The following is a 14,167-nucleotide window of genomic DNA, read 5'->3' as shown; positions in this document are numbered from 1 at the left end:
TATGACTCCCTTCACCAATAGTAAAATTAGTAATATTCCCTTTAAGATCTTATTCTATCATAATTAATCGATATGAGGAATAATAACTGGTTGGATTTGTGAAGAATGCAGTGCAGATTCTACGGCAGGAATTAAATAATCCATATTAGATACCAAAGAATTAGGCTTTTTGTATGGATTATCCTGACCATATGGAATAAAATAAATATATTTTGTCGCCATTAGCCGCATTAAATTTACCCCGTTTAATCCCAGTGCATCATTTGTGGAAATACCTAAAACGACAGGACTTTGGTTTCGTATTGTTGATTTTGCAGCCATTAACACAGGTGAATCTGTAACCGCATTGGCAAACTTGCTTAAAGAATTCCCTGTTAAAGGTGCAATGACCATACAATCTAATGGATTTTTTGGACCTAGGGGCTCAGCTTCCGGAATTGTTGAGATAACTTTCTTCCCAGTAATCGATTCTATTTTTTCAATATGCTCCTTTGCTTTCCCATGTTTCGTATCTGTATTTTTCACAGTATAGGAAACAATTGGAACAACTTCCGCACCCTCAACCATCAATTTCTCCATTTGCGGAAAAACTTTTTCATACATATGATGCGAACCTGTTAAACCAATACCAATTCTTTTTCCTACTAGGCTCATTTTAATCTCCTTTCATCACTGATTGTTTAATAACATCTGCTAAAATCTTCCCGGCAGTTTTAGGGGCTACAATACCTGGCAGACTCCTTGATAAGATTGCAGTAATTCCTCTTTGCTTCGCGTAATCAAAATCTGTACCACCAGGATTTGAAGCAAGATCTAATATTAACGCATGTGGTGGAAGATTTTGGATGGATTCTTTTTTTACAACTGGTGCAGGAATCGTATTTATTAATAAGTCACATTCACTTGTATATGCAGAAAAGCTAGATAACGGAACAGCCGTTAAACCCATCTCGGTAATTCTGGCCAAATCTTTGATACTACTGGCAGTTACAGATACTTTGGCACCAAGGGCTGCAAACTTATTTGCTACGGTATTTCCAACTCTGCCAAAACCAACCACATTAACACGGGAAGCATGAATCGTATAATCTGTATGTTCTATTGCCATCATGATTGCCCCTTCTGCTGTTGGTATGGAGTTATAAATGGCAACATCATCTCGGTCTAATAAAGGGATCAATGAGATATTAGCTTCTGTTGTTGCAGTTGACAGATAGTCATTGGTAATCCCAGTAAAGATGAAGGCAGATTTCTTCAATTGGTTAAACCATTGCTTTGATAATTGAATGGGCTGATCTGAAAAAACGGTTTCAACCCCTCCTTCTGCGTCTGTTCCAGTAATTGGCAGAACAACTGCATCTAATTTTGCTAACTCTAACTCTCCTACTTCCATTTGCGTTAGCCCCATAAAGCCCTGCTCCAAGTTATCAAACCCTACAAGAATAATGGTTGTGTCTGGCAGCATGTTAAGCTGCCGAATTAACTCCAAGTAGCGCTCGTCGCCACCTATTACAGCGATTAATCGATTCATTACGATAAATAACCTCCAGACTACATTTCCTAAAATCATTTCCTTATAGCTTATGCCCCCCGCTCCTGATAGTGATAGTACTTTTAAAAATAAAAACAAAAAAACTGGTATCACAAAAGCAATACCAGCGCGAGAGAAATGGATGCTTATTCATCAAGTTCAATCATAATCATATCTTCACCAATTGTTTTAATGGAACTCCACCGAATTTTCTGCTCCTCCCCTTCTTTTTTCAGGCCAAACCATTTATAATTTGGAATAATAAAAGATTCAATTTGTCCGGACTTCTCATCGATTTCCAAATCAGTTTGCCCTAATATTCCCAGCCTTGCTCCTTGATTAACATTAACGATTTCCTTTCCGCTAATATCTTTATAACGCATTTTAACCCCCCTTAAGTTAAGCTTATACATATATATGCCAAAAAAAATAGCCTATGTATGAGACATAGGCTATCCGGACGTATCAGGTGCAATTAATGCTGTGGAAGATGATTGGTTAAATAGTTTTTCAATTACTTTTTGTATGGAATCATGACTAACTGCATCAATTTCACTAATCATTTCATCAAGTGTACGATGACGATTAAGGAGCATTTCATTTCTCCCGTTACGGCTCATTCGGCTATTTGTACTTTCAAGGCTCAACATTAAGTTTCCTTTCAATTGTTCTTTGCTATTGGTTAACTCTTTATCCGTTAATCCACTTTTAATCAGTGTTTCTACCGTTTTGTCAATTGTATCTCTTAATAAAGGTAATTGGTCTTTTCCCGTACCTGCATAAATGGTTAATAGCCCATTATCCAAAAAGGATGAGTGGTAAGAGAAGACGGAATAAGCCAATCCCTGTTTTTCTCGTACTTCCTGAAATAATCTTGAACTCATACTTCCACCAAGTACGTTATTCATTATAATTAAACTATACGTATTTTCATGTCCTACAGGCAACCCATCATAACCTAAGCATAAATGCGCTTGTTCTGTATCTTTATTTCGTTCAATTGTATTTGCTAAAAAGGTTGGCCTCACGATGTTTGAAGGTTTATATTCAGCGTTGTAAGATCCGAAATAATTTTCTATTTTACCAATAAACGAATCATCGGTATTCCCTGCTACAGATATGACTACATTTTCCGGTATGTATTGTTCTTTCATATAATTTCGTAATGTGTCGGCGTTAAATCCTTTTAGATGTTCTTCTGTACCCAGAATTGGATATCCTAGTGGATGCCCGCCATAGGAGGCTTGCGCCAACAAATCATGAACAATATCATCCGGTGTGTCTTCATACATTTTTATTTCTTCATAAATCACTTTTTTCTCCCGTTCCATCTCCAGTTCATCAAATGAGGAATGAAAGAACATATCTGCTAGAATTTCGAGTGCATACTCTTTATGTGTATCCAGCACCTTAGCAAACAAACAAGTATATTCTTTAGATGTAAATGCATTTACCTGTCCGCCAATGGAATCAAACTCTTCTGCAATATCCTGTGGTGACCTAGTATTTGTACCTTTAAAAAACATATGCTCTAAAAAGTGAGAGATTCCATTATTTAAATTTGTTTCATTTCGTGATCCGGTTAGTATCCAGATCCCAATTGTTACAGAACGGACTGCTGGAATATTTTCCAGTACAATACGAAGCCCATTATTACTTGTGTGTTTCTCTATCATACTTTTCCTCCTGTCGTTCCCAATGTTGATGTATATTACCTTTCTTCACTTAACAATTTATCTAGCGTCCCAATTCGGTAACCATTTTCTTTAATGTTTCTAATTAAAGGATCAAGTCCTTCTGTAATTGATTCTGTCGGGTGCATTAAAATGGTTGCACCAGGATGAAGTTTGCTATTTACTCGATTTATCATAACAGAAACGGACGGATTCTTCCAATCAATCGTATCTACCGTCCAAAGAATCGTTTCCATTTGCAGGTCATGAGCAGCTTGAACAACCTGATCTGTATAATCTCCGCTCGGCGGTGCGAACCATTTTGGAGTATCACCGGTGATTGCTTTAATTATTTCATTCGTTTGACTAATTTGCCTTGTATTTTCCTGCGGGGATAACCTGGCCATATTTGGATGATTATATGCATGATTACCTACAGTGTGGCCTTGTTCATCAATCATTTCCACGAATTCAGCATTTTCCTGTGCCCACTGTCCTTCAAGAAAAAATGTTGCTTTTACATTATTATCTTTTAGTATGTTCAATATATCCGGAATATGCTCCGTCCCCCAAGATACATTCACTAAAAATGCAACCATATCTTTTTCCGGATGTCCCCGGTATATAGGGGACACGGCTAAGTCCTCTAATGTTATTTCCGGAGGTGTTTGTTCATACACAAGTAAAGATTCATCAAATGTACCTTCTTTTTTCATTTTTTCATATGAGGCATCGATATTAACCTCAACACCATTTCTACCAGGTGTTTTATTCCAAACACTGTCAATATATGCATTTTGAGGAGGTAGTGAATAGTCGGAACCTTTCTCCTGTATTTCCTGATATAGGGCATCCTCAGTTTTTACTACCTCAAACGTGCTAACTTCCGCTATAAAAAAAGGATTATTATCCGGATTAAAAGCTAAAACAACGATAAGAATAAATATACAAAAGTTAACAGCTCTCTTGTAGCGATACATTCAAATCCCCCCTGCCCTCAATTATATGAATGAAAAGGACAAGGTATGATAAACGAACAATATGTATTATCCTTGTAAATAAAAAAGAAACTGGTTTTCCAGCTTCTTGTTTCATTAAAACTTATTATTTAGCTTCTTGTTGTTTTTCCTTTTCTTCCTTTAGAACTGCTTTTCGCGAAAGGTTGATACGTCCTTGATTATCGATTTCTTTTACCTTGACCATTATTTCGTCCCCGATGGAAACAACATCTTCCACTTTGTTTGTTCGTTCTTCTTGCAATTCGGAAATATGCACAAGACCGTCTTTTCCTTTAAACAATTCTACAAACGCTCCGAATTTTTCAATCCGTTTTACAGTACCTAAATACATTTCACCAACTTCAACTTCTCTAACAAGATCATCAATAATCTTTTTCGCTTTCTTATTCATAGAGGCATCTGTTGATGAAATAAAGACACCGCCGTCTTGTTCAATATCAATTTTAACTCCGGTTTCTTCAATGATTTTATTAATCTGTTTACCACTTGGCCCAATAACGGATCGGATTTTATCCGGATTAATGTTCATGGTTAAAATTTTAGGTGCATACTCAGACAGTTCCTCTTTAGGTTGTTCAATTGTAGCCAGCATGGAATCTAAAATATGCATGCGTCCAATTTTAGCCTGATGTAATGCCTCTTTTAAAATCTCTTTGGACAGGCCGTCAATTTTAATATCCATTTGTAATGCCGTAACACCCTTTTCAGTTCCGGCAACTTTAAAGTCCATATCTCCTAAAGCGTCTTCCATGCCTTGAATATCCGATAATATGGAATAATCATCCCCGGATTTAACTAGCCCCATAGCAATTCCGGCAACTGGTGCTTTAATAGGTACCCCTGCATCCATCATAGCAAGCGTACTTGCACAGATACTCGCCTGTGATGTAGAACCATTGGATTCCAACACTTCTGATACTAAGCGAATGGTATATGGAAATTCCTTATCTGAAGGGACAACTTTTTCAAGTGCTCTTTCTCCCAATGCCCCATGTCCAATCTCACGGCGGCCTGGGCCTCTAATAGGTCCTGTTTCACCAACACTGTATTGTGGGAAATTATAATGATGCATGAATCGCTTCGACTCTTCCAGATCAAGCCCATCCAATATTTGAACATCCCCTAAGGCTCCAAGCGTACAGATACTTAGTGCCTGGGTTTGTCCACGTGTAAAGAGACCGGATCCATGTGTTCTCGGAAATACATTAATTCGTGATGATAATGAACGAATCTCATCAACCTTACGACCATCCGGGCGTATCTTTTCTTTTGTAATTAGGCGACGTACCTCTTCTTTAACTATTTTATCGAGAGCAGATTTCACTTGTGTAATAATCTCAGGTTCTTCTTCCTCATATGCCTCAAGAACTTCATCTTTTACCACATCAATTGCTTCTTCTCTTGCATGTTTCTCAGTAACTTGAATTGCTGCAACCATTTTTTCTTTTGCTTGTTCCTCTACTTTGGCAACTATTTCTTCATCTGATTCAAATAGGGAGACCTCTGATTTCAGGGCACCTACAGCTTGTACAATATCTTCTTGAAATGCAACCAGTCGCTGAATTTCTTCATGGCCAAACATAATAGCTTCAAGCATTGTTTCTTCAGGGACTTCCTCTGCTCCGGCTTCCACCATATTGATTGCGTCTTTTGTGCCGGCTACCGTTAAATCAATATCACTTTTTGCTTCCTGCTCAACACCTGGATTGATGATAAACTCCCCGTCAACTCGTCCGATTTTAACACCAGCAATTGGTTCGGCGAATGGGATATCAGAAACACTTAAAGCAATAGATGAGCCAATCATTGCTGCCATTTCAGATGAACAATCCTGATCAACACTCATTACCGTTGAAATAACTTGAACTTCATTTCTAAAGCCATCCGGAAATAATGGACGAATAGGGCGGTCAATTAAGCGTGAAGTTAAGGTTGCCTTCTCACTTGGTCTACCCTCACGTTTGATAAAGCCCCCGGGAATTTTGCCCACTGCATATAAACGTTCTTCATAGTTTACAGTTAATGGGAAAAACGGAAGATCCTTTGGTTGTTTTGATGCTGTAGCTGCAGTTAATACTGAAGTGTCTCCATAGTGAATCATACATGCGCCATTAGCCTGTTTAGCGAGTTCACCTATTTCGACAGTAAACGGTTTACCTGCAATCTCTGTTGAAAAAACCTGTTTTTCTTCTGACATTAGTTATGCCACTCCTTTCATTTAAAGCATTCTTCTTTATTTTATAGTTTATAAGCAGGAATGTAAATTTTATGTAGTAAAAATATAAAAAAAGCAGGATTTCTCCTGCTTTTGTAACTATTATCGACGTAATCCAAGATTTTTAATTAAATCACGATAACGAGTAATGTCTTTATTACGCAGATAGTTTAGTAAATTACGACGTTTACCAACCATTTTCAAAAGACCGCGACGTGAATGGTGATCTTTTTTATGAACACGTAAATGTTCGTTTAATTTGGTAATTTCTTCAGTAAGTACTGCAATTTGTACTTCTGGAGAACCAGTGTCATTATCATGAACTTTATATTCACTAATAATTTCATTCTTGCGTTCTTGTGTGATAGCCATCTGGCTCACCTCCTAATCATAAGTTATATCCCCAGTTCCCTAGCAAACGCCGGAGTTACGATTTGCCAAGCAATGGTTTTACGTTGTTAATCATAACGCTTTTGGGTAGAAATTGCAAGTGAAAATAAGATAATTTTAGCCTTTCTCTGAAAAGAAGGCCCGTATGTTTTTTTCATCAGTAGCAATCTGATTAATTAGAGGCTCGGCACCATCAAATTTCTCTTCATCTCGGAAATACTTATGCCATTCGATTAGTAATTCTTCACCATAAAGATCATTGTTATAATCAAATATATTTACCTCTACAGACAAATCCTTTCGATCTGAGGTAAAGGTTGGATTTGTTCCAATACTAGCCATCCCCTCATAAACCTCATTCTTATAACGAATTTTCACTGCATATACGCCTATTTTTGGCAATAATACATCCGTGTTAATCTGTAAGTTAGCAGTAGGATATCCGATCTCCCGCCCCGCTGATCCCCTTTTATGACGGTACCGTAAAACGCTAAAGGTCGCCCTAGCAGCATACCTACCTCCTGCACGTTCCCGGCTTTAAGAAGTTCTCTTATTTTGGTGGAACTGATTTTCTCTTCATCCAACGTTACTTTATCTATTGCAGTGTGCGTAAACGCATCTCTAGTGTGTTCATGAATGACATCCATATTCCCGCGTCCTTTGTAGCCATAGGAATAGTCGAATCCCGCAACTAAATGCTTAATATTTAATCCTATAATAAAATGATCGATAAACTCCTGGGGTGACAAGGAAGACAATTCCTTATTAAATTCTATAATATATAGTCGATCAACATGTAGCTTTTGCAGAACCTCTTTCTTTTCTCGTATAGGTGTAATGTATTTCACATGTTGTGTACCTTTTTTCAATACAACAGAGGGATGTGGATGAAATGTAATTACTGCACTTTCCATATTCTTTCGTTTTGCTTCTTCGACTGCTGTTTCGATTACTTTTTGATGACCTTTATGCACACCATCGAAAAATCCTATTGCACTAACCGTATGGGGTAGTTCATCCGATCCCAATGTATGGGGATATGTTAGCTGATTCGTTCTCACAAGTATTCACCTACGCTTTTTTCTCACCCATGAAAGACGCGAACTGGTTTCATTTGTTCTGGCTTTTGGGGATGTATTTGATAGATTGCTAATAATTGCTGATCATGCATAACGACAAATGGATCCGTTTTTATTATTTTTTTCGGTTTCGAAATCTTTTGACCATGATGAACTTTGCGCTTTGTTTCTTCATCTACATATAGAATGTCCAAGTGATCCAGTCCTTTAATCATAGGAATTAATAATTGATCCTGGTGGTTATGTTTTGCCGCTTCTTCAATAATGGCAAATGTTACTGTATTCTCTTTCGTAAATGAAGCAGATTTCGTTCTTACTAAGTCTGACATATGTGCAGGATATCCTAATCGCTTCCCAATATCAACACATAATGTTCGTATATAGGTACCTTTGGAACAAATGATTTCCATGCTAAAGCGATCGGTTCCTTCATTTGCTTTTAGAGGTAATCGTTTTAAGTCGTGAATGGTGGCCTCTCTTACAGGACGTTTGACCTCTTCACCTGCTCTTGCATATTCATATAATTTCTTTCCATTTATTTTTACCGCAGAATACATTGGCGGAACTTGTTTGATTGTTCCTCTAAATGATTGTAGCACATTTTCTATTCTTTTTTCAGAAGGGAGTTCAGCTACTGATTTTTCCTCGACCACAGTTCCATGTCTATCTTCTGTATCTGTCGCTTGGCCCAATTTCACTTGCGCAATATAGCCTTTCTCTGTTTCTGTTAAATAAGGTACAATTTTGGTTGCCTCACCAATACACATAGGAAGTACACCTTCAACTTCAGGATCAAGGGTACCGGTATGACCGACTTTTTTAGTTTTAAAAATTTTTCGTATCTGTATAACACAATCATGTGACGTCATACCCTTTGGCTTCCATAATGGCAATATACCATTCATTTGCTAAAACCTCCATATGTAGTTATGTGTATGGTATGTAAAAAATCTGACTCACTTAAGTCTGAGTCAGATTTTAGACAGTGACTATTTGTTTAGCTCACGCAGAATTGTTTCTATACGATTACCATAATCAAAAGCTTCATCAAACTCAAACATTAATTCAGGTGTTTTGCGTAAACGGATTCGCTGTCCGATTTCCGAACGGATAAATCCTTTCGCCTTTGTGAGACCTAAAAGTGTATCATGTTTTTGCTGTTCGTCACCAAGCACAGATATAAATATTGTTGCTTGCTGGAGATCACCTGTTACTTCTACATCCATGACTGTAACAAAGCCTATTCGCGGATCTTTTAATTTTTGGGTGAAAATTTCACCTAACTCTTTCTTCATCTGCTCTGCTACACGATTTGCACGTACATCTGACATTTCATTCACCTCGTCTAAGGAAAGCTTTTATCGGTAGAGCACCTGAAATTACATGCGCTCTACATCTGTAATGGTACGCTCAAGTTCTGAATACGTATCAATTACGCGCAGTACCTCTTGCATGATCTGTTCGGCATGAGAAACGCTAGTAGAGATCGTAACGATACCGAGTTTTGTTCGTTGCCATAAATCATGATAATCCAATTCTACAACAGCTACATTGAAATTGTTGCGTAATTTAGCCAATAATCGTTTTATAATTGATCGTTTCGACTTAAGCGAATGGCCATCATACATCATGCACTCTACTTCTGCATAGATAATCATTTTCGTTCAATTTCTTCCATAACATAAGCTTCCATAACATCGCCTTCTTTAATGTCATTGAAATTTTTAATGGTAATCCCGCATTCATAGTTTTTGGCTACTTCCCTGACGTCATCTTTAAAGCGTTTTAATGCAGCAATTTCTCCTTCAAATTGAACAACACCATCACGGATGACTCTTATACCGGAATCTCTTGTAACTTTACCATCAGTTACATAGCTACCCGCTATTGTCCCGATTTTGGAAACCTTGAATATTTCACGAACTTCTATTTGTCCGATTACTTTTTCTTCATATTCCGGATCGAGCATACCTTTCATAGCTGCTTCAATTTCTTCAATAGCAGTATATATAACACGATGGAGACGTACATCCACTTTTTCTGAGTCAGCAGCTTTCTTTGCGTTAACATCAGGGCGAACATTAAACCCGATTACAATTGCGTTTGAAGCTGACGCTAAAATAATATCTGATTCCGTAATCGCTCCTACGCCGGTATGAATAATTTTGATATTTACACCTTCAACTTCTATTTTTCCAAGAGAGCCTGCCAGTGCTTCAGCAGATCCCTGAACATCTGCTTTAATAATAATATTGATTTCCTTCATTTCTCCTTGTTTGATTTGCTCAAACAAGTCATCAAGGCTAACTTTTGATTGTTCACTACGATTTTCAACGATATATTTTTGTTCACGTGCTTCACCAATTTGGCGCGCCTTTTTCTCATCAGCAAATACCATAAATTGATCTCCAGCTTGAGGCACATGGTTTAAACCGGTGATTTCCACAGGTGTTGATGGCCCGGCTTTTTTAACACGCGCTCCAACATCGTTAACCATTGCTCTTACACGACCATACGTATTACCCACGACGATCGAATCACCAATATTTAATTGTCCATTCTGAATGAGTAATGTCGCTACAGACCCACGGCCTTTATCCAGCTCGGCATCGATTACTGTACCGGAGGCACTTGTATTAGGATTTGCTTTTAATTCTTCAACCTCGGAGACAAGTAATATCATTTCCAGTAGATCGTCGATACCTTCAGCCTTTGTCGCTGTTACATTAACGAAAATCGTACTGCCACCCCATGCTTCTGGAATAAGTTCATATTCCGTTAATTCCTGCATGACACGATCCGGGTTAGCACCTTCTTTGTCCATTTTGTTTACGGCTACTATAATTGGTACTTCAGCAGCTTTCGCATGGTTGATAGCTTCTACCGTTTGTGGCATTACCCCATCATCAGCAGCGACAACTAAAATAGCAATATCAGTTACCTGTGCCCCGCGGGATCGCATACTTGTAAATGCAGCATGCCCTGGTGTATCAAGGAATGTAACTTTTTTCCCTTGATCTTCTACTTGATATGCACCGATATGTTGGGTGATCCCTCCAGCTTCTCCAGCAGTTACTTTCGTATGACGAATGGAATCAAGCAACGTTGTCTTACCATGGTCGACATGTCCCATAATGGTAACCACGGCAGGTCTTTCAATAAGATCAGATTCATTTTCTTCTACTCTATATTTATCAAAGTCCGTATCATCCAATATGATTTCTTTTTCAACTTCTACATTAAATTCAGCACAAAGTAACTCTACCGTATCATCATCAAGATCTTGATTTTTCGTTGCCATTACGCCTAAGTTCATTAGTTTTTTAATTATTTCTGCTGTTTGCATATGAAGCTTACTTGCAAGCTCACTAACGGTTAGCGTATCGCTGTACGTAATACGCTCAAGGATTTTCTTCACTGCAGGCTGTTTATTTGGTGCAAATTTATTCTCTCTTCCTTTTTTACCTTTTTGGTTTCTGTTTTGCTTATTATTCTGTTTGTTCTGCTGTGGATTTTTTTTCTGTTCGGCTTTATTGGTCTTTCCTTTATTTACGTTTTTATTCACTGGTTGCTTATTTTGACTGGATGATGTTTCGTTTTTTTGTTGTTTTGTATTACTAGTGGAACTAGCTTTAGCGTTAAACTTACCATCCAATTTTGTTGCTGTATCAGTTGAAATTGTTGACATATGATTGGAAACCTCTATATTGAGGTTATTTAAATGATTAATTACATCTTTACTTGTTACATTATTTTGTTTTGCATATTCATATACACGCATTTTACTCATACGTTCACCCCCGAATTTAATTACCCGAGTAGCGATTTAATCTTAGCAGCAAATCCTGCATCTAAAATGGCAATAGCTACCCTATGGGATTTTCCAATAGCGTTTGACATTGTTTCTCTGTCATCGACTATCCGAAATGGAATTTCATACGTTTTACATTTATTCGTTAATTTCTTATATGTCTGTGGACCGATATCATTTGCCAGAAGTACTAACATTGCTCTATTTTTCTGAATGTCTTTCACGATTGTTTCTTCCCCTAAAGAACATTTTCCAGCACGAAATGCAAGCCCCAATATATTTAAATAGCTATTTTTCATTGTCATTACCATCAATGAATTGTTTTAGTTCATCATAAATTGCCGCATCTACTTCTGCATTGAATTGACGGTTTAATATATTCGTTTCTTCAGCTTTTGTAATGACATCATGATCACGGGATAAATAGGCACCTCGGCCGTTCTTTTTACCGGTCGGATCAACAAAAACTTCTCCTTCTTTATTCCTTACAACACGGATCAGTTCTTTTTTTGGTTTCATTTCATTTGTTACAATACATTTACGTTGTGGTATCTTCTTTTTCTTTTGTGCCACCGGATTCCCTCCTTATTGGAACAAATCATCATCACTGTCTGGGTCATCTTCATCGTAATCATCTGCATCTGTTAAAAGACCTTCAGCTCTTGCATCTGTTTCGCTCTTAATATCGATTTTCCAACCTGTTAACTTAGCCGCCAACCTTGCATTTTGACCACGTTTTCCAATAGCCAGCGATAATTGATAGTCTGGAACGATTACAGTAGTTGCTTTCTCTTCCTCATTCACTAATACCTCAATCACTTTTGACGGACTGAGCGCATTTGTTACATATACAACCGGGTCCTCGGACCATTCTACAATATCTATTTTTTCCCCTTTTAATTCGTTAACAATTGCCTGCACGCGCTGTCCTTTTTGTCCAACGCATGAACCAACAGGGTCAATTTCCGGATCAGGAGCATGAACAGATATTTTAGACCGATCTCCTGCTTCTCTTGAAACAGATTTAATTTCAACAATTCCATCATAGATTTCTGGAACTTCCATTTCAAACAATCTTTTCAGGAGGCCGGGGTGGGATCTGGAAATAAAAATCTGTGGCCCCTTACTCGTATTTTCTACTTTCGTAACAAATACTTTTAAACGGTCATGAACATAGTAATCTTCTGTAGGCATTTGTTCAGCTTCAGCTAGCTTCGCCTCAACCTTACCTAAATGGACATAAACAAAACGTGAGTCCGTGCGCTGAATAATCCCTGTCATTACATCTTCTTCACGATCTTGATATTCACTGAATATAACACCTCGCTCAGCCTCTCTCACACGTTGTGTAACAACCTGCTTGGCTGCTTGAGCTGCTATTCGGCCAAAGTCTTTTGGTGTTACTTCCACCTCAATTACATCTTCTAATTCATAATTCGGATCTAATTCCTTGGCTTCTTCCAGTGATATTTCCTGTTGCATATCTTCTATTTCTTCAACCACAGTTTTTCGTGAAAAGACTCCCATTTTACCTGTTTCTTCATTAAGTTCTACTCGCACATTTGACGCAGATTTAAAATTCTTCTTATAGGCTGATATTAAAGCCGCTTCCAACGCTTCCAGCAGAATATTCTTATCGATTCCTTTTTCCTTTGCCAAATAATCAATCGCATCAAACAACTGACTGCTCACTTTTTCTTTTCCCCCTTTTAAAACATTACAGCAAGTCTTGCTTTTGCTATTTTGTCATATGGAATTTCCACCTGTTTTTTTTGCGTTTTTACTTTGTACTCTATCGTTACTATATCATTTGTGAAATCCTTCAAAATACCCTCGTGTTCCTTCGATCCATCGATTGGTTCATACAGTTTCAAATAAACGTTCTTATGCAAATTATTTTCAACGTCTTCCTTTGTTTTTAATGGTCGCTCAACACCTGGTGATGAGACTTCCAGAAAGTATGCTTCTTTAATTGGATCTGTTTCATCTAGTTTTTCACTTAACTCTTCTGAAACATCTCCACACTCTGAAATATCCACTCCACCAGCTTTGTCAATATATATCCGAAGAAACCAATTTTTACCTTCTTTTTCATAGTTAATATCAACCAATTCCAAATTTCTTTTCTCTAAAATAGGCTGCAGTAATTGCTCGGTTGTTTTTACTACTTGAGAACTCAAGCTTCCATCCTCCTTTATTCAGTTGTCATTATTCCTTATTATGGACAAACATACCAATTTTCATTTAAGGACCTTCGATTCAATATAAAACCCCTGCCTAAAAGACGTGGCAAGGGAAAGCATAACTTAAAATAGAATAGAAGTATGAAGAAAGAGTGGGTGTTTACCCACTCTTTTAACCGTTCATATCAGTACTTACCAAAAATAGTATATCACAAGGATAATGATGATGCAAGCGGAGGAAAAGCATCAATCTTCATTTCAAGTTA

17 protein-coding genes are annotated in these 14,167 nt (G+C 37.6%); all 17 read right to left on the bottom strand.

What is annotated here, in order from left to right:
• Window positions 1-63: 63 nt before the first annotated feature.
• The 17 genes from dpaB to rimP all read right to left on the bottom strand — a co-directional run bounded on the left by dpaB (window position 64) and on the right by rimP (window position 13,898).
• Complete coding sequence (gene dpaB, locus KFZ58_RS09075; RefSeq protein ID WP_235794477.1) at window positions 64-654, bottom strand: dipicolinate synthase subunit B; 591 nt, start codon at window positions 652-654, stop codon at window positions 64-66.
• A 1-nt stretch (window position 655) separates the two neighbouring features.
• Complete coding sequence (gene dpaA / locus KFZ58_RS09070; protein ID WP_235794476.1) at window positions 656-1,531, bottom strand: dipicolinic acid synthetase subunit A; 876 nt, start codon at window positions 1,529-1,531, stop codon at window positions 656-658.
• 146 nt (window positions 1,532-1,677) lie between these two features.
• A complete protein-coding gene (locus tag KFZ58_RS09065) occupies window positions 1,678-1,914 on the bottom strand; it encodes a YlmC/YmxH family sporulation protein (protein ID WP_235794475.1) in 237 nt (78 codons plus the stop codon).
• A gap of 69 nt (window positions 1,915-1,983) precedes the next feature.
• A complete protein-coding gene (locus KFZ58_RS09060; RefSeq protein ID WP_235794474.1) occupies window positions 1,984-3,207 on the bottom strand; it encodes a M16 family metallopeptidase in 1,224 nt (407 codons plus the stop codon).
• A 35-nt stretch (window positions 3,208-3,242) separates the two neighbouring features.
• Window positions 3,243-4,184: a polysaccharide deacetylase family protein gene (locus KFZ58_RS09055; RefSeq protein WP_235794473.1), complete on the bottom strand. Its 942-nt coding sequence runs from the start codon at window positions 4,182-4,184 to the stop codon at window positions 3,243-3,245.
• A gap of 124 nt (window positions 4,185-4,308) precedes the next feature.
• Window positions 4,309-6,420, bottom strand: a complete 2,112-nt coding sequence (gene pnp, locus KFZ58_RS09050; protein ID WP_235794472.1) for a polyribonucleotide nucleotidyltransferase — start codon at window positions 6,418-6,420, stop codon at window positions 4,309-4,311.
• A 120-nt stretch (window positions 6,421-6,540) separates the two neighbouring features.
• Window positions 6,541-6,810, bottom strand: a complete 270-nt coding sequence (gene rpsO, locus KFZ58_RS09045) for a 30S ribosomal protein S15 (protein WP_235794471.1) — start codon at window positions 6,808-6,810, stop codon at window positions 6,541-6,543.
• A 135-nt stretch (window positions 6,811-6,945) separates the two neighbouring features.
• Window positions 6,946-7,230, bottom strand: coding sequence for a riboflavin kinase (locus KFZ58_RS19360; protein ID WP_370642478.1), 285 nt, complete (start codon window positions 7,228-7,230; stop codon window positions 6,946-6,948).
• On the bottom strand, window positions 7,218-7,889 hold the full coding sequence (locus tag KFZ58_RS09040) for a hypothetical protein (protein WP_370642477.1): 672 nt from the start codon (window positions 7,887-7,889) through the stop codon (window positions 7,218-7,220). Before KFZ58_RS09040 ends, KFZ58_RS19360 begins: the two co-directional genes overlap by 13 nt.
• 23 nt (window positions 7,890-7,912) lie before the next feature.
• Entirely contained in the window at window positions 7,913-8,812 is a 900-nt protein-coding gene (gene truB, locus KFZ58_RS09035; RefSeq protein WP_235794470.1) for a tRNA pseudouridine(55) synthase TruB, read from the bottom strand.
• Window positions 8,813-8,896: 84 nt separating this feature from the next.
• Window positions 8,897-9,238 (bottom strand): 30S ribosome-binding factor RbfA, encoded by a 342-nt coding sequence (gene rbfA, locus KFZ58_RS09030; protein WP_235794469.1) that lies wholly within the window; start codon window positions 9,236-9,238, stop codon window positions 8,897-8,899.
• A gap of 48 nt (window positions 9,239-9,286) precedes the next feature.
• Complete coding sequence (locus tag KFZ58_RS09025) at window positions 9,287-9,565, bottom strand: DUF503 domain-containing protein (protein ID WP_235794468.1); 279 nt, start codon at window positions 9,563-9,565, stop codon at window positions 9,287-9,289.
• On the bottom strand, window positions 9,562-11,697 hold the full coding sequence (gene infB, locus KFZ58_RS09020) for a translation initiation factor IF-2 (RefSeq protein WP_235794467.1): 2,136 nt from the start codon (window positions 11,695-11,697) through the stop codon (window positions 9,562-9,564). Before infB ends, KFZ58_RS09025 begins: the two co-directional genes overlap by 4 nt.
• A gap of 20 nt (window positions 11,698-11,717) precedes the next feature.
• Complete coding sequence (locus KFZ58_RS09015) at window positions 11,718-12,017, bottom strand: L7Ae/L30e/S12e/Gadd45 family ribosomal protein (RefSeq protein WP_235794712.1); 300 nt, start codon at window positions 12,015-12,017, stop codon at window positions 11,718-11,720.
• Window positions 12,007-12,291 carry an RNase P modulator RnpM gene (gene rnpM / locus KFZ58_RS09010; RefSeq protein ID WP_255695100.1) on the bottom strand — a complete coding sequence of 95 codons (285 nt, stop codon included), beginning with the start codon at window positions 12,289-12,291 and terminating at the stop codon, window positions 12,007-12,009. The genes KFZ58_RS09015 and rnpM overlap by 11 nt, the downstream gene beginning before the upstream one ends.
• A 12-nt stretch (window positions 12,292-12,303) precedes the next feature.
• A complete protein-coding gene (gene nusA, locus KFZ58_RS09005; RefSeq protein WP_235794466.1) occupies window positions 12,304-13,410 on the bottom strand; it encodes a transcription termination factor NusA in 1,107 nt (368 codons plus the stop codon).
• Between the two features lie 17 nt (window positions 13,411-13,427).
• Window positions 13,428-13,898 carry a ribosome maturation factor RimP gene (rimP, locus tag KFZ58_RS09000; protein ID WP_235794465.1) on the bottom strand — a complete coding sequence of 157 codons (471 nt, stop codon included), beginning with the start codon at window positions 13,896-13,898 and terminating at the stop codon, window positions 13,428-13,430.
• Window positions 13,899-14,167: the final 269 nt, after the last annotated feature.

The sequence above is a fragment of the Virgibacillus sp. NKC19-16 genome (genome assembly GCF_021560035.1).
Taxonomy (GTDB): Bacteria; Bacillota; Bacilli; order Bacillales; family Amphibacillaceae; genus Virgibacillus_L; species Virgibacillus_L salidurans.
Note: the sequence above shows the minus strand (reverse complement) of the source record. Positions and strands in the feature narration are given on the sequence as shown.

Bases quoted from the DNA above. Each gene is read 5' to 3' on its own strand.
- dpaB (WP_235794477.1), bottom strand. From the start codon at position 654: ATGAGCCTAGTAGGAAAAAGAATTGGTATTGGTTTAACAGGTTCGCAT.
- KFZ58_RS09055 (WP_235794473.1), bottom strand. From the start codon at position 4,184: ATGTATCGCTACAAGAGAGCTGTTAACTTTTGTATATTTATTCTTATC.
- dpaA (WP_235794476.1), bottom strand. From the start codon at position 1,531: ATGAATCGATTAATCGCTGTAATAGGTGGCGACGAGCGCTACTTGGAG.
- KFZ58_RS09015 (WP_235794712.1), bottom strand. From the start codon at position 12,017: ATGAAAAATAGCTATTTAAATATATTGGGGCTTGCATTTCGTGCTGGA.
- rbfA (WP_235794469.1), bottom strand. From the start codon at position 9,238: ATGTCAGATGTACGTGCAAATCGTGTAGCAGAGCAGATGAAGAAAGAG.
- pnp (WP_235794472.1), bottom strand. From the start codon at position 6,420: ATGTCAGAAGAAAAACAGGTTTTTTCAACAGAGATTGCAGGTAAACCG.
- KFZ58_RS09065 (WP_235794475.1), bottom strand. From the start codon at position 1,914: ATGCGTTATAAAGATATTAGCGGAAAGGAAATCGTTAATGTTAATCAA.
- KFZ58_RS09060 (WP_235794474.1), bottom strand. From the start codon at position 3,207: ATGATAGAGAAACACACAAGTAATAATGGGCTTCGTATTGTACTGGAA.
- KFZ58_RS09025 (WP_235794468.1), bottom strand. From the start codon at position 9,565: ATGATTATCTATGCAGAAGTAGAGTGCATGATGTATGATGGCCATTCG.
- rpsO (WP_235794471.1), bottom strand. From the start codon at position 6,810: ATGGCTATCACACAAGAACGCAAGAATGAAATTATTAGTGAATATAAA.
- truB (WP_235794470.1), bottom strand. From the start codon at position 8,812: ATGAATGGTATATTGCCATTATGGAAGCCAAAGGGTATGACGTCACAT.
- infB (WP_235794467.1), bottom strand. From the start codon at position 11,697: ATGAGTAAAATGCGTGTATATGAATATGCAAAACAAAATAATGTAACA.